This is a genomic window from Rhodococcus sp. ACS1 (assembly GCF_002300155.1).
GTDB lineage: Bacteria > Actinomycetota > Actinomycetes > Mycobacteriales > Mycobacteriaceae > Rhodococcus_F > Rhodococcus_F koreensis.
In genome coordinates this window covers 1,330,798-1,351,090 of sequence record NZ_NSDZ01000005.1, presented here as the reverse complement: position 1 = coordinate 1,351,090, position 20,293 = coordinate 1,330,798, and the positions used below count along the sequence as shown (strand labels likewise).

18 protein-coding genes are annotated in these 20,293 nt (G+C 69.3%); 11 read left to right on the top strand and 7 right to left on the bottom strand.

The features are described from left to right. The first annotated feature begins 31 nt into the window (after positions 1-31). Positions 32-1,525, top strand: a complete 1,494-nt coding sequence (locus CJ179_RS26965; RefSeq protein ID WP_095863398.1) for a phospholipase D-like domain-containing protein — start codon at positions 32-34, stop codon at positions 1,523-1,525. Here CJ179_RS26965 and CJ179_RS26960 read toward each other — a convergent pair. After that, positions 1,498-2,172: a hemerythrin domain-containing protein gene (locus tag CJ179_RS26960; RefSeq protein WP_095863397.1), complete on the bottom strand. Its 675-nt coding sequence runs from the start codon at positions 2,170-2,172 to the stop codon at positions 1,498-1,500. The genes CJ179_RS26965 and CJ179_RS26960 overlap by 28 nt on opposite strands. A 66-nt stretch (positions 2,173-2,238) precedes the next feature. Between CJ179_RS26960 and CJ179_RS26955 the strand changes: the two genes are divergently transcribed. Together CJ179_RS26955 and CJ179_RS26950 are read left to right on the top strand one after the other, a co-directional pair. Continuing rightward, complete coding sequence (locus CJ179_RS26955) at positions 2,239-5,529, top strand: BTAD domain-containing putative transcriptional regulator (protein ID WP_095863396.1); 3,291 nt, start codon at positions 2,239-2,241, stop codon at positions 5,527-5,529. Between the two features lie 57 nt (positions 5,530-5,586). Next, positions 5,587-7,704, top strand: a complete 2,118-nt coding sequence (locus CJ179_RS26950) for an MMPL family transporter (protein ID WP_095863395.1) — start codon at positions 5,587-5,589, stop codon at positions 7,702-7,704. On the opposite strand, the gene CJ179_RS26945 is transcribed toward CJ179_RS26950, so the two are convergent. Continuing rightward, positions 7,664-8,035: a hypothetical protein gene (locus CJ179_RS26945; protein WP_072944749.1), complete on the bottom strand. Its 372-nt coding sequence runs from the start codon at positions 8,033-8,035 to the stop codon at positions 7,664-7,666. The genes CJ179_RS26950 and CJ179_RS26945 overlap by 41 nt on opposite strands. Positions 8,036-8,039: 4 nt before the next feature. Further along, positions 8,040-8,168, bottom strand: coding sequence for a hypothetical protein (locus CJ179_RS52840; protein WP_009478066.1), 129 nt, complete (start codon positions 8,166-8,168; stop codon positions 8,040-8,042). A 151-nt stretch (positions 8,169-8,319) separates the two neighbouring features. Between CJ179_RS52840 and CJ179_RS26940 the strand changes: the two genes are divergently transcribed. After that, complete coding sequence (locus tag CJ179_RS26940; protein WP_095863629.1) at positions 8,320-8,760, top strand: cupin domain-containing protein; 441 nt, start codon at positions 8,320-8,322, stop codon at positions 8,758-8,760. A 58-nt stretch (positions 8,761-8,818) separates the two neighbouring features. On the opposite strand, the gene CJ179_RS26935 is transcribed toward CJ179_RS26940, so the two are convergent. Next, positions 8,819-9,667: an aldo/keto reductase gene (locus CJ179_RS26935; protein ID WP_072944751.1), complete on the bottom strand. Its 849-nt coding sequence runs from the start codon at positions 9,665-9,667 to the stop codon at positions 8,819-8,821. A gap of 138 nt (positions 9,668-9,805) precedes the next feature. Between CJ179_RS26935 and CJ179_RS26930 the strand changes: the two genes are divergently transcribed. Continuing rightward, the gene (locus CJ179_RS26930; RefSeq protein ID WP_072944753.1) at positions 9,806-10,399 is read left to right on the top strand and encodes a class I SAM-dependent methyltransferase; all 594 of its coding nucleotides are present in this window, start codon (positions 9,806-9,808) and stop codon (positions 10,397-10,399) included. Between the two features lie 69 nt (positions 10,400-10,468). After that, positions 10,469-12,109: an ABC-F family ATP-binding cassette domain-containing protein gene (locus CJ179_RS26925; RefSeq protein ID WP_095863394.1), complete on the top strand. Its 1,641-nt coding sequence runs from the start codon at positions 10,469-10,471 to the stop codon at positions 12,107-12,109. On the opposite strand, the gene fdxA is transcribed toward CJ179_RS26925, so the two are convergent. Then, positions 12,110-12,436: a ferredoxin gene (gene fdxA, locus CJ179_RS26920; protein ID WP_005244047.1), complete on the bottom strand. Its 327-nt coding sequence runs from the start codon at positions 12,434-12,436 to the stop codon at positions 12,110-12,112. Between the two features lie 144 nt (positions 12,437-12,580). Between fdxA and CJ179_RS26915 the strand changes: the two genes are divergently transcribed. The 5 genes from CJ179_RS26915 to CJ179_RS26895 all read left to right on the top strand — a co-directional run bounded on the left by CJ179_RS26915 (position 12,581) and on the right by CJ179_RS26895 (position 18,803). Beyond that, positions 12,581-12,886, top strand: a complete 306-nt coding sequence (locus CJ179_RS26915) for a helix-turn-helix transcriptional regulator (protein ID WP_072944757.1) — start codon at positions 12,581-12,583, stop codon at positions 12,884-12,886. Continuing rightward, complete coding sequence (locus CJ179_RS26910; protein WP_095863393.1) at positions 12,879-13,418, top strand: hypothetical protein; 540 nt, start codon at positions 12,879-12,881, stop codon at positions 13,416-13,418. The genes CJ179_RS26915 and CJ179_RS26910 overlap by 8 nt, the downstream gene beginning before the upstream one ends. Before the next feature lie 29 nt (positions 13,419-13,447). Further along, positions 13,448-14,344 carry an ABC transporter ATP-binding protein gene (locus CJ179_RS26905; protein WP_095863392.1) on the top strand — a complete coding sequence of 299 codons (897 nt, stop codon included), beginning with the start codon at positions 13,448-13,450 and terminating at the stop codon, positions 14,342-14,344. Beyond that, complete coding sequence (locus CJ179_RS26900) at positions 14,341-15,537, top strand: ABC transporter permease (protein ID WP_095863391.1); 1,197 nt, start codon at positions 14,341-14,343, stop codon at positions 15,535-15,537. The genes CJ179_RS26905 and CJ179_RS26900 overlap by 4 nt, the downstream gene beginning before the upstream one ends. Positions 15,538-15,623: 86 nt before the next feature. Beyond that, positions 15,624-18,803, top strand: a complete 3,180-nt coding sequence (locus tag CJ179_RS26895) for a multicopper oxidase family protein (protein ID WP_095863390.1) — start codon at positions 15,624-15,626, stop codon at positions 18,801-18,803. Positions 18,804-18,812: 9 nt separating this feature from the next. Here the strand turns inward: CJ179_RS26895 and CJ179_RS26890 are convergent, their stop codons facing one another. Continuing rightward, positions 18,813-19,280, bottom strand: a complete 468-nt coding sequence (locus CJ179_RS26890) for an SRPBCC family protein (protein ID WP_072944765.1) — start codon at positions 19,278-19,280, stop codon at positions 18,813-18,815. Positions 19,281-19,302: 22 nt separating this feature from the next. Further along, entirely contained in the window at positions 19,303-20,289 is a 987-nt protein-coding gene (locus tag CJ179_RS26885) for an antibiotic biosynthesis monooxygenase (RefSeq protein WP_072944767.1), read from the bottom strand. Positions 20,290-20,293 lie beyond the last annotated feature (4 nt).

Genomic DNA, 20,293 nt, shown 5'->3' with positions numbered 1-20,293 from the left:
GGGACGCACGAGACCGGAGAGCAGAAGAGACATGAGTGACGACAGCCCGATCCTGACTCCCGGCGACACTTGCTGGCAGGTTGCCCGCGCCGATCGTCTCGCGTGCATCGTCGACGCGGCGGACTACTTCCGTCACGCCAAGTCCGCGATGCTGCAGGCGCGCAGGCGGATCATCCTCATCGGCTGGGACTTCGACACGCGGATCGAGTTCGAACCGGACGAGAAGACGCTCGACGGGCCCAATCAGCTCGGCCGGTTCCTGGCCTGGCTGACGCGCGAACGTCCGGATCTCGACATCTACCTGCTCAAATGGAATATCGGGGCCTTCACCGCGATCGGACGCGGGATGACCCCGATCTTCGTGGTCAACTGGGTGACGGACCGCCGCCTGCACTTCGAACTCGATGCCGCCCACCCGATCGGTTCGGCGCACCACCAGAAGATCGTCGTCATCGACGACGCGCTCGCGTTCTGCGGCGGCATCGACATGACCGTCGACCGGTGGGACACCCCCGAACATCGGGACCGCAACCATTACCGGACGCAGCCGAACGGCAAGCGGTACGGGCCGTGGCACGACGCGACGACCGCCGTCGACGGGGACGCGGCGAAGGCCATCGGCGAACTGGCCCGCACCCGGTGGAAGGCGGCTACGGGGCAGGATCTGGCGGCGGTCGACGAGATCGCGGGACGGACGCCGTGGCCGGAGGGGCTGGAGCCGACGATGCGGGCCGTCGACGTGGGCGTCGCACGCACGCTGCCGGAGCTGGACGACCGGGACGAGGTCCGGGAGATCGAGGCCCTGTACCTGGCCGCGATCGCCGGCGCCGAGCGGTCGCTGTACATCGAGAGTCAGTACCTGGCGTCGCGCACCCTCGCCGAGGCGATCGCCGCGCGACTCCGCGAACCGGACGGGCCGGAGATCGTGCTGGTGCTGCCGCGCAACGCCGACGGCTGGCTCGAGCAGAAGGCGATGGACGGCGCCCGCCGCCGGTTGCTGCACCTGCTCTGGCGGGCCGACACCGGGAACCGGCTGGGCGTCTACTACCCCGTCACGGCGGGCGGTGAACCGATCTACGTCCACGCCAAGGTGCTGGTGATGGACGACCGTCTCCTGCGGGTGGGTTCGTCGAACCTCAACAACCGGTCGATGGGATTCGACTCCGAATGCGATCTCGCGGTCGAGGTCACCGCGGACACGGCGAACGGGGACGAACTGCGGGCGACCATCCTCGGCATTCGCCGTCAGCTCGTCTGCGAGCACCTCGGTGTCCCGGCCGGGCTGTTCGAGGACACGCTGACCGAGACGTCGTCGCTCCTGGGCACGGTCGAGGCGCTGCGCGGCGGCGGCCGGACCCTGGAGAAGTTCGAGCCGGACACGGTCGAGGACGAGGACAGCCCGCTGGCCGAGAACGAACTGATGGATCCCGAACGCACACCGCCGAGCTTCTGGGAACGGACCAGCCGGGGCCGGTTGCGGCGCAGGGTGATCCGGCGTCAGAAGGCCGCCGGTTCGGTGCGGTAGATGCGCCGGTAGTCCTTGCGGAACGCCCGCCGCCCCAGGATCGACCATGCCATCCTGGCCGCGAAAGGCATCTCCGACAGGAACATTCGACGCTCCTCGGGTGTCGCCCCCTGAAGGATGAAACCGAGGAACACCAGCAGCCGGTCCTTGGGGATCGACGCGCGGCCGCGGTCACCCATCTCCTGCCACTCGGCGAGCGTCATGAACTGCTCCGCCAACGGGAGGATGTGCCGCTCCTCCTCGTCCAGGTGCTCGCCCAGCGCCGCGGACAGCGCGGTCAGCGTCTTCGCCAGCGGTTCGCCGTCCACCGCATCCACCGTGAACGCGGCGCCCTGCGACTGCGCCAGCGACAGCAGTTCGGAGATGCGTTCGTGCTGCTCCTCCATCCGCAGTACCAGCGCCGCGTCGGTGGGCGCGCGGTCGAGCAGCTTCGGCCACAGCAGGTCGTCCTCACTCGAATGATGGTGGTGGAGGGCGGTGGCGAGTTCCTCGAAGAACGCCACCACCTCCCCGGCCCGGGCGGCGTCGCCGGCGGGAACCCGGCGGACGAGCGCGGGCAGCGCGGCGAACTGGCGGCGGAAGCAGTTGTGGACCACCACCATCTCGCGGGTGTCGGGGCGGGTCGTGTGAGCAGTCGGAGTCGTCATGCGATCAAGGGTCGGTTCGGCGTCTTGGAGAGCACTTGGAGGCCACTAGTGCTTACGCTTGGCACGATGGTGCGGATTCGAGTACTCGGGACGCTCGAGGCGGAGGACGAATCGGGGGCAGTCGACCTCGGCGGCCCCCGCCAGCGGGCCGTGCTCGCCCTGCTGCTCGTCGCGCGCGGCGAGGTGGTTCCGGTGGATAGGCTCGTCGACGACCTCTGGCACGGCGCTCCCCCGGCGCGGGCCGTCGGCGCACTTCAGGCTTACATTTCGAATCTGCGGCGGGCGCTGGAGCCGCGCCGCGCGCCGCGGGCGGACTCGACCGTCCTGGTGAGCCGAGCCCCCGGTTATGCGCTCACCCTGCCCTCGTCCGCGGTCGACGCGTGGGAGTTCGAGAGCCTGGTCCGCTCCGCCGCGGGCACCGGGCGGGCCGACCTGGAGCGGGCGCTGGGCCTGTGGCGGGGGCCGGCGTTCGCCGAGGTAGCCGGTGAGCACTGGGCGCTCGCCGAGATCGCCCGGCTCGAGGAACTGCGGGTGGTGGCGCGCGAACGGGCGGTGGCCGCCGCCGTCGCGTCCGGCGACGCCGCGGGCGCGGTACTCGACGCGCAGTCCCTCACCCGGGACCATCCGCTCCGGGAAGAGGGGTGGCGGTTGCTCGCCCTGGCGCTGCACCGCAGCGGGCGACAGGCCGACGCCCTGGCCGCGTTGCGGGAGGCCCGCGGCAGGCTGGCGAACGAACTCGGCCTCGACCCCGGTCCCGGTCTGACGGAACTCGAACGCCGGATCCTCACGGGCACCGTCCCGTCCGCACCGGCACCGGCACCCGCTCCCGCCACGGTGCCCGTCGACACCGCCCCGGCCCCCTGGTTCCTCGGCCGCGCCGCGGAATTGGCGACCCTGACCGACCTGATGAGCGATCCCGGCACCCCCGTGGTCCTCCTCGGCGGCGACGCCGGATCGGGGAAGTCGTCCCTGCTGCGCCGGTTCCGTCGCACCCTGCACGCCGCCGGGTGGCAGGTGGCGGTGGGGCGCTGCCCCGAGGTGGACGGCGCCCCGCCCGCCTGGGCGTGGGTGGAAATCCTGCGGGCACTGCACGAGACGGTCGACCCCGGTGCCGAGGCGGACGCGCTGGCGCCCCTGCTCGCCGACGACCGTTCGCACGCGGCGCGGCCGGACGACCCGAGCGGACGGTTCCTGCTGCACCGTGCCGTCGCCGACTACCTCGGGACCGTCCGCGATCACGGCCCGCTCGCCGTCGTCCTCGACGATGTCCACCGCGGCGACGAGGACACCCTGTCGATCCTCGTGCGGCTCGCCCAGCAGCGGTCGCCGATCCTGCTGATCCTCGCGTTCCGCCCGGACGAGATCGACGCGAACCTGGAGAACTGCTTCGCCGACCTCGCGTCGCTGCAACCCACGCGCATCCGCCTCGGCGGACTCGGACCCGAGGAGTCGGCGGAGCTGATCCGGCACGTGTCGGGCCGCGACCCCGACCCCGATATCCTCCGCGCGCTCGCCGACCGGACCGGCGGAAACCCGTTCTACCTGCAGGAAAGCGCCCGGCTCCTGGACAGTGAAGGTGAACTGGTGGCCACGTCGGAGGTGCCCGAGGGGGTCCGGGACGTTCTCCGCAGGCGGATCGCCCGCCTCCCCGAACTGACTGTGTCCGTCCTGCGACTGGCCGCGGTGGTGGGCCGCGAATCCGACGTCGACGTCCTCACCCGAGCCGCCGAAGTCGGCGAGGACGCCGTGTTCGACGCACTCGAATCGGGCGTGATCGCCGGACTGCTCGGCGAGCCGCGCGCCGGGACCGTCCGCTTCACGCACGCCCTCGTCCGCGACACGCTCTACTCCGACCTCACCCGCCTGCGCAGGAGCCGCTGGCACGCCCGGGTCGGGTCCGCACTAGAGGAGTTGCGACCCCACGACGTCGCGGCGCTCGCGCACCATTTCACCGAGGCGCTGTCCGCCGCGACCGCACGGCAGGCCCTCGACCACAATGTCGCGGCCGCGGCGCAGGCGGCCGACCGCTACGCCCACGACGCCGAGATCGGCTTCCTGAACGACGCCCTCCGCGCGGCCGACCGGTTGCCGCCCGACGCCGCCGCGTCCGTGGACGAGCGCGTCGACATCCTCACCGAGCTCAGCCGCACCCAACTCGCCGCCGGCATCGGACTGGACGGGGCCCGTTCGCGGAAGCGGGCCCTCGAGCTCGCCCGGGACGCGGGCCGCACCGATCTGGCGATCCGGGTGCTCGCGTTCGTCGACACCCCGACGCCGTGGATCAACCGGCGCTACGGCGAAGTGGACACGGCCGTCGTGGACCTGATCGAGACGCTGCTGGGGGACGAGGAACCGGAGCCGGCGGTGCGGTGCCGGCTGCTGGTCACGCTGGTCCACGAGATCGGGGCGGAGGATCACGAGCGCACCGGGTCCGCGGTCCGGGAGGCCGAGGTCCTCGCCCGCGACCTGGACGATCCGGTGCTTCTCGGGCTGGTGCTCTGCGCCGTCCACGCCGGCACCGGCTCGCCGACCAGCACACTCGGCGACGACGTCATCGGCGACGAACTGCTCCGGATCGGCGACCGGACGCAGCTACCGGTGTTCACCATGCTCGGCCATCACCTGCTGGCCGAGATCGCGTCCGGCAACGGTGACATCCCGGCGATCGAACATCACATGGGCCTGCAGTCGGCACTGGCGGACCGGTACCGGTTCCAGCAGGCGCAGGCGACCCGCCAGATGAACCGCGGGATGGTCGCGCACCTCACCGGCGACCTGGCCGCGGCGGAACGCCACTACGAGCGGGGCCACGAGTTGATGGTCCGGGCCGGACTCGACGCGGACAGCGTCTTCGCCCTCGCGGTGTTCACGCTGCGGCTCACCGAGGGCCGGGCCGGCGAATTCGAGGCCGTGATCGCGACGGTCGACAGTGCAGCGACGGACGTGCTCGCCGATCTGCACGCCCTCGCCCTTCTCGGCAACGGCAAACCGGAGCAGGCGCGTCAGGTCAGGCGCCACCTCCGCCCCGTCCGCCGCGACTTCTTCCATTCCCTCATGATGTCGCTGCGCGGCGTCGTCGTCGCCGGGCTTGGCGAGCGGGACGAGGCGGCGGCGGTGCACGCGGAACTGAGCCCCTACAGCGGCCAGATCGGGGGCGGCGACACGGCGGCGTTCGCGGTCGGGCCCGTCGATACCATCCTCGGCGACCTCGAGATGCTCCTCGGCAGGACCGGGGCGGCACGCACGCACTACGCCGCGGCGCTCGCACTGGCCGAACGCTGCGGCTGCCCGGCCTGGATCGACGCCGCCCGCACCCGGGTGACCACCCAGCCAAGCGAGTTCCAAGTGGGTCACTAGCGGCCGGGCGCACAGTCGGAGGTGACCGAACCATCCGGCTTTCCTGGAGGCTTCCCCATGAGTTCCCTGCTCGCCCGCGTCGGCGCGGCCGCCGCGACCCGTCCCTGGCGGGTGATCGCCGCGTGGCTGACGCTGCTCGTCCTGGTGTTCGCCGCCGCGTCCGCGTTCGGCGGTACCAACCACGACGACTACAACGTGCCCGGTCTGCCGTCGCAGGAGGGGACGAATCTGCTGAGCGAACGGTTCCCGGAGATGTCGGGGGCGGACGCCCGGGTGGTCGTGCACTCCGACACGGGCCCGCTCGCCCCCGGGGTCCTGACCGATCTCGGCAGCAGGCTGGCGGACGTGAACGGGGTGAGTGCCGTGTCGCTGCCCCGCCTGTCCCAGGATTCCGACACGGCGGTGATCAGCCTCAACTACCGCATCCCGGTCACGGACTTCCAGGGCAGCGAGGGCGTCGACGCACTCGAGGCCGCGGTCGCCGGCACCCGGGCGCAGGGACTGGAGGTGGAACTGGGCGGACAGGTGCCCGAGAACATCTCCAAGCCGTCGGGCACCGCCGAGGCGGTGGGAATGATCCTGGCGCTGATCATCCTGGTGTTCGCGTTCGGTTCCGTGGTGGCCGCGGGACTGCCCCTGGCCGTCGCGCTCGTCGGGGTGGGCATCGGGTCCGGCCTCATCACGATCATGGCCGGATTCACCGGCATCAGCACCATCGCACCGACCATCGCGACGATGGTCGGCATCGGCGTCGGAATCGACTACGCGCTGCTGCTCGTCACCCGGTACACCGAGGGCCTGCGGTCCGGGATGCCGGTCCGAGACGCCGTCGCGGCCGCCAACTCCACGGCCGGGACATCGGTGATCTTCGCCGGGACCACGGTCCTCGTCTCCCTGTTCGGGTTGCGGCTGTCCGGGCTGCCGATGTACGCGTCGTTCGGCTACGCCACGTTCGCGATGGTCGGCATCGTCATGCTCACCTCCGTCACGCTGGTGCCCGCACTGTGCGGGCTGGCGGGCACGCGGGTGCTCGGCACACGGTCCCGTGCCCGGGCCGAACGTCGCACGACGTCGCCGCTGACCGAACGGTGGGCGATCCGGGTGAGCCGCCGCCCGTGGCTGTGGGCGCTGACGGCGCTCGGCGTGCTGCTGCTCCTGGCCGCGCCGGTGCTGGGCATGCGTACGTGGCCGCAGGACGCGGGCAGCGCACCGGCCGCCAACACGATCCGTCAGGCCTACGACCTGATCGACTCCGAGTTCGGGCCCGGCGCCAACGGGCCGCTGATGGTGGCGGTCGACCTGAACAAGGTTCCGGCAGCCGAGCTTCCGTCGATCGTGCGTGACCTCGCGGCCGAACCCGGGGTGGCGTCCGTGACGCCCGTCCTGATGAACGCCGATTCGACGGCCGCACTCGTCTCGGTGCAGCCGACCACCGGTCCCAGCGATCCCCGCAGCACCGAACTGCTCGATAGGATCCGGTCCGACGCCGCCGACGGCGTCCACGTCACCGGACTCACCGCCGTGTTCGCCGACATCTCGGCCCGCCTCGCCGAACGGCTGTGGCTGGTGATCGCATTCGTCGTCGCCCTGTCGGTGGTGCTGCTCACGTTCGTGTTCCGCGCGCCGGTGGTCGCGGTGAAGGCGGCCGCCATGAACCTGCTGTCGGTGGCCGCGGCCTATGGCGTCATGGTGATGGTGTTCCAATGGGGTTGGGGTGCACAGCTGCTCGGGCTCCCCCATGCGCTTCCGGTGTCGAGTTGGGTGCCGATCCTCATGTTCACCATCCTGTTCGGACTGTCGATGGACTACGAGGTGTTCCTGCTCTCCCGGGTCCGTGAACGCTGGCTCGCCACGGGCGACTCGCACCGCAGCGTCGTCGAGGGACTGGCGTCGACGGGCCGGGTCATCACGAGCGCGGCGGCGATCATGGTCGCGGTGTTCGCCGGGTTCGCGCTCGACGGCGACGTCACCGTGAAGATGATGGGCGTCGGTCTCGCGACCGCGGTCCTCATCGACGCGACGATCGTGCGGATGGTGCTGGTGCCCGCGACCATGTACCTGCTGGGTGACGCCAACTGGTGGCGGCCGGGCGGACGCCGCGCGGCGGCAGCCGGCGGGGACGGGGGCGGGGCGGCTACGCCCGCAGGCGCTCCACTTCCGCTTCGAGCGCGATGACCCGCCGGTACAGGGCCTGGATGCTCGCCATGCACACCCCGTTCGCGTCGACCATGGCGATGCGACGGTCGTTGGAACCGAGCCCGAACGCGGTGGCGAAATCCTGCGCCATCGGGCCCAGGTGCCGCACCGACTCGTGATCGAAACCGTAGGTCCAGACGCTGACCGGCATCTCGGCGAGGCGGTCGAGCACCTCGCTCGCACTGGCAGGCGGCGCCTGGACGGCAACCCCGCGCTTGCGGGTCAGAACGGAGTGAAACCACGCCAACGGGTGGCGGGTACGGGCCGCTGTTCGCGCCCGCACCCGCCCCCGACTGGTGTCGACCCACACGGAGTCAGTCCGGGAGTTCGCCGACATCGTGCTTGATCGTCGCGTCACTGAGGAGCAGGCCGACCCCGAGGGCCATGACGCCGATTCCGAGTCCGATTGCGGCTCCGCCCAATCCGAGCATGATTCCGAGCATGTTGTCTCCTGTCGTCGATGGTGTACGGGATGTCGTGCCCCCGCTTTCTGAACACCTACGACTCTCGCTGCTCCCGGCCCTCGAGATAAGACACCTCAGGGGTGGTACAACCCCACCCCCGGACGCTGCGCCGGGCGGCACAATGGCGGCCATGACGGAATTACCGGAGTGGGCCCGAACCCTCGACCTTGCCCCGCACCCCGAAGGCGGCTGGTACCGCGAGACGTGGCGCAGCGCCGTCACCATCCCGGAGGCGAGCCTGCCGGACGACTATCCGGGGCCGCGGTCGGCGGGTACCGCGATCCTGTTCCTGCTCATGCCCGGACAGCAGTCGGCATGGCACAGCGTGCGCAGCGCCGAGATCTGGCTGTACCACCGGGGCAGCCCCCTGCGGCTCGAACTCGGCGGCGACGGAAGCGAACCCGCGGCCCCCGACGCGCTGATCCTCGGCGCGGACGTCGCGGCGGGTCAGCAACCGCAACTGCTCGTCCCGCCGCGGCACTGGCAGCGCGCGAAACCCGAGGGCGACCAACCGACCCTCGTCAGTTGCGTCGTCACCCCGGGCTTCGACTTCGCGGACTTCCAGCTCTAGGCGCTTCGCGCTCGTGCGCCTTTCTGGTTGCTCCAGCTACCAGAAAGGCGCACGGGTGCTACGCGCCGAACGCGTCCGGGTCGGGCCCGATGCGGCCGTCGGTCCGGGTCAGCGAACCGATCGTGTTGATCTCGTCGGGGGTCAACTCGAAGTCGAAGACGTCGAAGTTGGCGGCGATGCGCTCCGGCGTCACCGACTTGGGGATGACGACGTTGCCGATCTGCAGGTGCCAGCGGATGATCACCTGCGCGGTCGTCTTACCGTGCGCGGCAGCGATCTTCGCGATGGACTCGTCCTCGAGGACGGTGCCCTGCCCCAGCGGGCTCCACGCCTCGGTCGCGATGCCCTTACCGGTGTGGAAGGCACGCAGGTCGGCCTGGTTGAACCGCGGATGCAGCTCCACCTGGTTGACCGCGGGCACCTCGCCGGTCTCGGCGATCAGACGGTCGAGGGTCTGCGGGGTGAAGTTGGAGACACCGATCGACCGCGCACGCCCGTCGGCCTTGATCTTCTGGAAGGCCCTGAATGTGTCGACGTAGCGGTCCGCGGACGGCACCGGCCAGTGGATGAGGTACAGGTCGACGTAGTCGAGGCCGAGCCGGTTCAGGCTGTCGTCGAACGCGCGGAGCGTGGAGTCGTAACCCTGGTCGTCGTTCCACAGCTTGGTGGTGACGAACAACTCGTCACGGGCGATGCCGGAGTCCGCGAGCGCGCGGCCCACTCCGGTCTCGTTCTCGTAGATCTTGGCGGTGTCGATGCTGCGGTACCCGGCCTTCAGTGCCTCGGTGACCGCGGCGTAACTCTCGTCGTCGGGCACCTGCCACACGCCGAAGCCGAGCGCAGGAATGCTGTTCCCGTCGTTGAGCGTGACCGTAGGTACAGGACTCTGTGCATTGTTGAAACCCATGGGACTGTCCAACCGGGCACCCGGACCGGATGTTCCCGGCGTCTCAGAATGTGGACTTTCGCGTGTCGTTTCGGTATCACCGGGTAATCCGACGGCATCGGCGTTCAGGTGGTGACGCGCCCGGTGAAAGGGGCGGACATGGGCCTCGGATACACATTGGCCTATCGGTTCAAGATCACGCCCTGGGTGAAGGCGGGCCGGGTCTTCGGGAACCAGATCGAGACGTTGATCGATCCCTTCGACGCACCACCGGGCGAGGTCCTCGACATCGGATGCGGCACCGGTGACCACGCCATCGAAATGGCCCGGCGGGGGTGGCAGGTGACGGGAATCGACACCGTCCAGCTGGCCCTCGACAAGGCGCGGTCCAAGGCACGGAAGGCGGGCGTCGACGTGCGGTTCATGCACGCGGACGCCACCGACCTCGAGCACGCCGTCGGTCGCGGGTACCACCTGATCCTGGACGTGGGGTGCTACCACGGGCTCAGCGACCACGCCCGGGTCGCGTACGCCGAGAACGTCACGACGGTGACCGAACCGCACGCCACGCTGTTGATGTTCGCGTTCGGGCCGGGACATCGCGGCCCGCTGCCGCGGGGTGTGTCCCGCTCCGACGTGGAGCGCACGTTCGAGAAGTGGAAACTCGTGTCGGACGTCGACGCCGACACGACCGGCATGCCGGGACCACTCAAGAAGGCCGACCCGCGCTGGTTCCGCCTCGTCAAGCGCTGACGCGCCCGTGAGTACTTCTTAACCGCCCGCGGTTAAGAAGTACTCACGGGTGGGGGGGATAATCTCCAGGTGACTGCAACACTGCGCATCAGCGGACTGTCGGCTTCGCGCGGTGAGCGCACCCTCTTCGCCGGCCTCGACCTGACCGTCGCCCCGGGCGACGTGACCGGACTGGTAGGGGCGAACGGTGCCGGCAAGTCGACGCTGCTGACCACGCTCGCCGGGGTCGGCTCGGCGGACGTGGAGGGCAGCATCGTGCTGAGCCCGCCCGACGCCGCCGTCGGCTACCTCGCCCAGGAGCCCGATCGAATCGTCGGCGAGACGGTCCTCGACTTCCTCGGCCGCAGGACCGGGGTCACCGAGGCCGAGCACACCATGAACGCGGCCGCCGAAACACTCGGCGAGTCGGACGAGGATCTCTACTCCCCCGCCCTCGAACGCTGGCTGGCACTGGGCGGCGCCGACCTCGCCGAGCGCGCGGAGAAGGTCGTGAGCGAACTCGGGCTGGGGGTGCCGCTCGACGCGCACATGACGTCGCTGTCCGGTGGGCAGGCCGCGCGCGCCGGGGTGGCGTCGCTGCTGCTGTCCCGGTACGACGTGCTGCTGCTCGACGAGCCGACCAACGACCTCGACCTCGTGGGGCTCGAACAGCTCGAGCGTTTCGTCGCCGAGAGCCGGGCAGCCATGGTGGTGGTGAGTCATGATCGAGAATTCCTGGCGCGCACCGTGACCGGCATCGTGGAACTCGACCTCGCGCAGCAGCAGATCGCGGTCTACGACGGCAGCTACGACTCGTATCTCGCCGAACGGGAGATCGCACGCAGGCATGCCCGGGAGGCGTACGAGGAGTACGCCGGAACCCGTTCGGATCTCGAGGACCGCGCGCAGATGCAGCGGAACTGGATGGAGCACGGAGTCCGGAACGCGCGCCGCAAGGCGAAGGACAACGACAAGATCGGCAAGGGGCTGCGCACCGAGTCCACCGAGAAGCAGGCCGCGAAGGCCCGCCAGACGCAACGCCGGATCGAGCGGCTCGAGGTGGTCGAGGAGCCGCGCAAGGAGTGGGAACTGCGGATGGAGATCGCCGCCGCCCCGCGCAGCGGTTCGGTCGTGGCGACGGCGAACGGCGCCACCGTCGCGTGGGGCGGGGACCGCGAGTTCACGTTCGGCCCGGTCACCACTCAGGTGGACTGGGGTGACCGGATCATCGTCACCGGCGCCAACGGTTCCGGGAAGACGACCCTGCTGAAGGTGCTGCTCGGCAAGGTCGCCCTGGACGCGGGCACCGCCTCACTCGGTTCGGGTGTGGCGATCGGCGAGATCGATCAGGCCCGCGGCCTGTTCGAGGGCGCCGAGAAGGTGTCCGACGCGTTCGCGGCGCAGGTCCCGGACTGGCCGGATGCCGACGTGCGGACGCTGCTCGCGAAGTTCGGCCTCAAGGGACACCACGTGCTGCGGCCCGCGGCGTCGCTGTCGCCCGGCGAACGCACCCGCGCCGCCCTCGCCCTGCTGCAGGCGCGGGGCGTGAACCTGCTGGTGCTCGACGAGCCCACCAACCACCTGGACCTCCCGGCGATCGAACAGCTCGAGCAGGCGATGGAGAACTTCGACGGCACGCTGCTGCTCGTCACCCACGACCGGCGGATGCTGGATTCGACGCGCAGCACCCGCCGCTGGCGGATGGACGGCGGCCGGCTGTCCGAGGAGTAGTCAGTCGCCCTCGGCCATGGGCGGCAGCGCCTTGACGAACGGCGGGTCGTAGTCGACCTTCCCGAGCTTCGCGGCGCCACCGGGCGATCCGAGGTCGTCGAAGAAGTCGGCGTTCGCCTTGGTGTACTCGACCCACTGGTCCGGGACGTCGTCCTCGTAGAAGATCGCCTCGACGGGGCAGACGGGCTCACAGGCACCGCAGTCGACGCATTCGTCGGGGTGGATGTAGAGCATCCGACCGCCTTCGTAGATGCAGTCGACGGGACATTCTTCGATGCATGCCTTGTCCAGAACGTCGACACAGGGCTCCGCGATGGTGTACGTCACGTCTGTAATCCTGTCCTTTCCTGCCGTCCTGCGCGAATCGCCTCTACTCTGCCACTCAATTCCCCAGGGTCAACCTGTCATTTCGGCGCCCGGGCCTGTTGCCCACGGTTGACAAACTGTTGGGTTTTCACAACACTTTGTTGCATGAGCCCAGTACGGCGCGGGGACTCCCTGCCCATCTACAACCGCATCGGCGTCCTGCGCGCCGAACGCGGGATGAGCCGGGCTCAGCTGGCGGGACTCATCGACGTCAACCCCCAGACCGTCGGCGCACTCGAACGGGGCGACCACTACCCCAGCCTCGACCTGGCGTTCCGTATCTCATGGGTGTTCGAACTGCCGGTGGAGGCCATCTTCTCCCGCACCGAGTTCGGGCCCCTGTCCACCGAGCTGTACCGCACCGACCGACCGCCGTCCACGACAGGAAGCGGGGAGAGTTCCCATGCCTGAGACCAATCTGATCGAGAGGTACCAGGGGTTCCGGACGCGCAGATTCCTCCAGAACGAAAGCCGTTACCGCACCTGGCTGCCGCAGTGGCGGACGCGCAGCCGCAGGCGAATCCTGGTGGTCGCCCTCGCGGTGACGTTTGTGTTCATGACCGCCGTCGGGATCGTGTGTCATGTCGACATGACGGTCGGTCCGCTGCTCTGGCTGCCCGCGTGCCTGTTGTTCTTCCCGCTGTGGACGATGCTCCAGATCGTGTCCGGACGGCAGGGGGACGCGCCGCGCGACGCTCTCGACGAGTGGGAGATCCAGCAGCGCAACAGTGCCCGCTCGATCGGACTCACGGTCACCCAGCTGCTGACGCTGCTTCCGGCGATGTACCTGATCTTCGTCGGTGCGCTGGACGTCGATCACAGCAACGTGCCGTACGCCGCGGGACTGCTCGTCGTCACCGCGCTGATGGTCGGGGGTTGCACGCCGGCCATGATCCTCGGCTGGACCCGACCCGACCTCGAGCCCGACGACCCGGCCTCGTAGGAACATCCGCCTCCAGATGGGAAGGACCCATGTCTCACACCCTCACGATCGACGGCATCTCCAAACGGTACGGTGACGTCGTCGCACTCGACGACCTGTCCTTCGAGGTCCGCCCCGGTGAGATCTTCGGTTTCGTCGGCAGCAACGGCGCGGGCAAGACCACCACCATGCGCATCGCGCTGGGCGTCCTGTCCGCCGATTCCGGCGAGGTCCGGCTGGGCGGCAAACCGGTCGACCTGGACGTGCGGCGCACCATCGGCTACATGCCGGAGGAACGCGGGCTGTACCCGAAGATGAAGGTGGGCAAGCAACTCGCCTACCTCGCCGAGTTGCACGGCATCTCCCGCTCCGCGGCGCGGGACGCCGTCGCCCGCTGGACCGAGCGCCTCGGCATCGCGGACCGTGTCGGCGACACCGTCGACGCACTCTCGCTCGGCAATCAGCAACGCGTCCAACTGGCCGCCGCGCTGGTCCACGACCCCGCGGTGCTGGTTCTCGACGAACCCTTCTCCGGGCTCGACCCCGTCGCGGTGGACGTCATGAGCGACGTACTGGTGGAGAAGGCGAACACCGGAGTGCCGGTGATTTTCTCGAGCCATCAGCTCGAACTCGTCCAGCGCCTGTGCCACCGCGTGGGCATCATCAGCCACGGCCGGATGCGTGCCGTCGGCACCGTCGACGAACTGCGCGGCGGCGGCAACGCCCGACTCGAAGTCCACGCGCCGGAGGCGCCGGTCGGGTGGGCCCATCACCTCGACGGGGTCACCACGATCAGTCACCTCGACGGCCGCACGCTGCTGTCGCTCGACGACCACGTGGACGATCAGCTGGTCCTGCACACCGCCCTGAAAACCGGTCCGGTGCACGAGTTCTCGCTGCACAGGCCCACTCTGACCGATCTGTTCCGAGAGGTGGTCACCGCATGAGCGCCCCCGTGAGTCCCGCCCGCGCGATCGGCCTCGTCGCCCGCCGCGAATTCCTGACCCAGGTGGCGAAGAAGAGCTTCGTCATCAGCAACGTGATCATCCTGCTGGCCATCGTGGGCGGCATCGTCGCGTATTCGCTGTTCTCGGGCGGCGACGAAGACCGGGCCACCGTCGGTCTCGTCGGCGACCAGTCGCTCGCGGCCGTTCTCGTCGCCACCGGTGACGCGACCGGCACCCCGGTCGACGTCGTCCCGGCGGCCGACGAACAGGCCGCACGGGACCAGGTGGGCAGCGGTGACCTCGACGTCGCGCTGATTCCCGGCACCGGCGGATCGGTCACGGCCGTCACCGAATCCGAGCTGAGCTCCGGGCTTCGCACCGTGATCGACGCGGCCGTGATGCAGCAGGCTCAGGCCGGCGCCCTCGCCGCGCAGGGTGTGGACCCCGCGGAACTCGCCGCCGCGACCGGCGGGGCGGTCGTCACCGTCGACGCTCTCGACCCGCCCGACCCGGAGAAGGGTCAGCGCGTGGCCCTCTCCGTCGCCGTGGTCGTCCTGCTGTACATGCAGATCATGATGTTCGGCATGTACGTGGCGATGGGTGTGGTCGAGGAGAAGTCGAGCCGCGTCGTGGAACTGCTCCTGTCGACGCTGCGACCGCTGCAACTGCTGTGGGGCAAGGTGATCGGCATCGGCGCGGTCGGACTCGTCCAGTTGACCGCCTACGGTGTGGCCGGGGTCGCGGCCGGACTCGCGACGGGCGTGCTCACCGTGACCGGGACGGCGCTCGGGGTGCTGGCCGGAACGCTCGGCTGGTTCGTGCTCGGATTCGCGTTCTTCGCCGTCCTCTATGCCGCGGCCGGTTCGATGGTGTCGCGGCAGGAGGATGTCAACGCCACCGCGTCACCGCTGATGGTGCTGATCGTCATCATGTTCTTCAGCGCCTTCTCGTCGGTGAGCAACCCGGACGGCACCCTGAGCAACGTCCTCAGTTGGATTCCGCCGTTCTCGGCGATCCTGATGCCGCTGCGCATCGCCGCCGGCGTGGCGTCCCCGGTCCAGGTGGTCGTCACCATCGCCCTGATGCTCGCGGTGACCGCCGCGCTCAGCGTGCTGGCCGCGAAGATCTACCAGCGCTCGATCCTGCGGATCGGCAAGGTCGTGTCGTGGAGGGAGGCGCTGGGGAGGTCGTGAATTCCCGGTGCCCGCCCAAGTTCCCCGGGTAGTCTTCGAATCGTCGATCGATGCTGCTCAGCTGCCGTCGTGGAACGGGGAACACCATGGTCGTCCGTCGCCGGAAGCCGATCGTCGCCATCGCCGTCGCCGTGGTCGCGTGCGTGACGTTGATGCTGACGGCATGCACGTCCGACGAGCCGACCACTGCGGGCGGTGGCAACGCCGGCCCCGACGGCACCCCGGTCGCCTACACGGAGCCGGTCAAGCTGTCGAGCGAGAACGGGGTGCTCGAGGTCCGGCTGTCGGCCCATCAGGGCACGGTCGACCTCGACACCGTCTCGGAACCGGTGTCCAACTTCCTGGTCTTCGGGTACGAGGTTCTGCAGGGCACCAGTTCGAACGGCTCGACCACGGGCGACGACGTCTACCCGGCACCGACGTTGCGCGTCGATCCGGGTGAGCGCCTGATCATCCACTACGACAACGATCTCCGGAACCTGACGATCGAGGACTTCTACGACCCCGCGTTCACGCCGGCGGGCGGGGAGGTCCCGATCTATCCGCCGGCCCTCGAGTCCGCGCCGCTGAACCTGCACACCCACGGGTTGCACGTGAGCCCGGACGGCAACGCCGACAACGTGCTGCTCGACATCCCCGCCGGGATGGGCAACGTCTACGACTACGCGGTGCCGAAGGACATGCCGAACGGCATGTACTGGTACCACAGCCACCGTCACACGATGACCGCGCAGCAGACGTACGCGGGGCTCGCGGGACTGCTGGAGATCGGCAGGCCCGACGGCAACCTTCCCCTGGTGACGCAGAACGACGTTCCCATCCGCGACATGGCGCTGCAGTACAACTTCGTCTTCGACCGTAAAGGCAACGGCCACCAGCTGAACGACCCGAACTGGCCTCAGTTCGTGAGCACGCTGAAGCCCCCGGAGGGATCCCAGCTGGCCGACGGCACGTACTCGCCGAGCCTCGCCCCGGTGAACTTCGCCGACACGACGGAGGGGGCCCAGTACGTCACCAACTGGTATGCCGGTCCGCTGTCCCCGGCGAATCACCGCGGTCAGAACCAGTTCGTGCCGGGCAATCTGCAGAGTTTCCGCAGTGATTCGACGAACGTGCCCGCCGATCCCTCGCTACCCGACAACGAGCGCGACGTGCAGTACACGATCAACGGGCAGTTCCAGCCGGAGTTGAAGCTGAAGCCGGGCCAGACGGAGATCTGGGTGCTGGCCAACATCAGCGACTTCGCGTACATGCCGCTGCGGCTCACCGAGACCGCGACGGGCGAGCATCCCCAGTTCTCGATCGTCGGCCAGGACGGCAACCCCTTCACCCAGGTGCAGCGGCCGGTCGGCGGTGACGGAACCCGGCTCGTCATTCCGCCGGGGTCGCGGTACGCGATCGCCGTGACGATGCCGGACACCGGCGATCTGGTGCTCGACATGCCGCCGCTGGACGGCGCGAAACCCGTCACCAATCCCGGCGTGCTCTACACGAACAACGGCACCGGCAACCCGCCGGCCGAACTGGGCACGGTGACCGTCGACCCGTCGGTCATCAGCTACGCCGACGGCTTCTTCACCTTCCCCACCCAGACTCTCGTGCACGTCACCCCCGACAGCGGCGAAGGCCGGACCACACCGTTCGAGCCCGGCCAGAACCTCGACGCCTATACGTCGTTCGTGGACACGTCGGTGATGACACCCGACGTGAAGCGCACGCTCACGGTGTCGGGCGGGTTCGGCAACGAGAAGGCCAGCAACAGCGACCCGAAGGCGTTCACGTACGAGTTCGACGACAACACGTTCCCGAACATCCCGTTGATCCAGCCGCGCCTCAATTCGGTCGAGGAATGGTCGATCACGAACCTCAACAACGACGAGCATCCGATGCACATCCACGTCAACGACTTCCAGGTGATGGAAATCGTCGATCCGATCGCGGGCACCAGGACCGGGGTGCAGCCGTGGGGTGAGGACAACGTCAACGTGCCCGCGCCCGTCACGGACGCGAACGAGAATCCGCTGGTGCCCGCATCGGTGACGCTGCGCACCAAATTCACCGAGTACACCGGCACTTTCGTGATCCACTGCCACCGCCTCAACCACGAGGACAACGGGCTGATGGCCACCGTCAACGTGATCCCCGAGGTGTCGACGTACGCGGTGGCGGTGCCGGGTTCGGCGGGCACCCCCGCCACCGTGCAGGTCCACGACGGCAACGGCGACAGGGTGATCGCCGCGGTCACCCCGTTCCCGGCGTTCGAGGGCACCCCGACGGTGGCGATGGCCGACGTCAACGGCGACATGATCCTCGACCTCGTCGCCGGGACCGGTGCGGGCGTGGCACCGGAGGTCGTCGCGTACGACGGCAACGATGTCGGCTCCGGCCCGTTCACCGCCGAGCTGACCAGGTTCGCCCCGTTCGACGCCTGCTTCCGCGGGGGCGTGAACGTCGCGGGCGCGGACATCGACGGAAACGCGCTGGCCGACAACATCATCGCCGGCACCGGGCCCGGCACCGAGACGCAGGTGAAGGTGTTCTCGTCCACCCTGCCCACGGAGAAGGGCGCGGCACCCGCGGTCTTCTCGAGCTTCACCCCCTACCCCGGTTCGCAGTCCGGGGTGACCGTCGCCACCGGCCTGGTCGACACCGCCTCGGGCCGGGCGAGCATCGTCACCGCCCCGGGGCCGGGAGAAGCGCCTCGCGTGAAGACGTTCCGGTACGACCTGTTCGAGCCCACCGCCGCGGCGCAGGCCGACGGCACCGCGGACGAGCACGCCGGCCACACCGGCGGACCGAGGACGACGTCGGAGTTCCTGGCCTTCGACGAGAACTACCTGGGCGGTGTCTCCCTCTCGACGGGGTGGGTGGCCGGCGCCGAGGGCGGGGCGAAGAGCATCGTCACCGGCATGCTGGGCGGCGACGGCACCGTCCGGGTGTGGTCGAGTGGGTCACGCCTCGACGGTGAGCCGGGCATGTATCTCGAGAGCCCGGACCACCACTCCGGCGACGTCGTGTTCACCCAGATCGCGTCGTTCGCACCGTTCGCCGGCGGCACTCCGGGCACGGGCGTGCAGGTCGCCACGACCAGCACCACCACGGGCGCCGACCTGCTCGTCAGCGGCGCCGGGCCGGGCGGGGCCGAGGTGCGCAAGTTCGGGCTGGGCCGCCCCGACCCCCAGGCCACGACGCTGGTACCACTCCCGTTGGGCGCCCTGCCCGCGCTGCCCGCAGCGCCTGGTTCCGTGCCGCTCGGCGGCCGGTAGGTGCCGGTGTCAGGCGGTCCGCTTCTCGGCGGCGGCCGCGATGTCGTCGAGATCCTGACGGATCATCTTGGTGGTGGCCTTCAGCGCGAAGGAGCCGAACACCTTCATCAGGAATCGCGAAAAGGCACCCATACCGGTTGCTTCCGCCGAGAAGTGAAACGTCAGGGTGGTGCCGTCGCCGGCAGGCGTCAGGGTGAACACCGTCGTGTAGTCGGCGCCGCGGGACGACGCCTTCACCACGGTGCGCTTCTCCGGGTCGATCTCCGCGACCCACATCTCCTCGGACGAGGACTTGCCGAACAGCACCCGGGTCTCACGCCACCGCGTGCCGACCTCGTATTTCGTCGAGTCCAGCCGCTCGAGCTTCTCCACGCCGCTCAGAACCGACTCCGCGTTGTCCAGGTCGGTGAGGACATTCCAGACCGCGCTCGCGGGCGCGTCGATCGTTCGGCTCACTCGGATTTCCGAGGCTGACATGTGGCACCCGTTTCTCTCGGTGTCAGGGCAGGGTCCAGAACTGGGTGGTCACCAGATAGAAGACGACGACCCAGAACACCATAGCCCCGGCGACGACGGCGAGCCCTCGACGGTTCGTCCTCGCTTCGGGAACGCCTTGGGCCGGCCGCAGCCAGTGCCCCAGGATCCGGTTCACGTAGTACGGCATCGTCACGAAGCTCATGATGAAGCTGGACAGCAGGTTTCCGACGAGCAGGCCGAGCCACAGCGGCATCTTCAGCGGCGACAGCGCGAGGGTGAGGATCACGACCGTGGGATAGAGGCCGACCCACACCGCGATCGAGGTCTTGGTCTCGGACGGCGGCGGCGCCTCGTGGCCGTTCTCGTCGAACGCGAACCAGCTGCCGAACGAGTTGTCGATGGTGCGCAGTTCGAAGTCGTGGAACTTCTCGCCCTCCGCGAGCAGCTCCTGACGTGTCGCCGAGGTGAGCCACGTGTCGAGGTCGGCGGCGTTGTCGTAGCGGTACAGCGCGGTCCACTCGTCCTGGACACCTTCGACGGGGCGGAACAGTTCGCTCCCGCGGAAGCCGTCGAACCTGCTCTCCTCCAGGCGCAGTCGGTCCTGCCAGGCGAGGAAGTCGTCGACGTGTTCGGGGCGGACACGGTGCGTCACGACGACCGTCACGAGCGGATCCGCTTCCCGCACGCCGCCACCGGTGATGACCTGCTGGGTGGCGGGGCCGTCGAAGTACGGCTGCCCCGCGTCCAGCCGGTCCTGCCGGGTGGCGCTGTTGATCCACGCCTGCACGTGGGCGACGGAATCGAAGCGGTAGACCACCACCCAGTCGGGTTGCACGGCGGTGGGTGCGGAGATCTCGGCGCCCAGAAAACCGGGGTAGCGGGACGCGGCCGCGTTCATGTCCCGCTGCCAGGCCTCGAAGGCCTCCTCGGAACCGGCACGCACCTTCTGGCCGATGATGACCGTCGCGGCGTTGCCGGCGACTTTCTCGGTGGGCTTCTCGGTGTCTATCGCC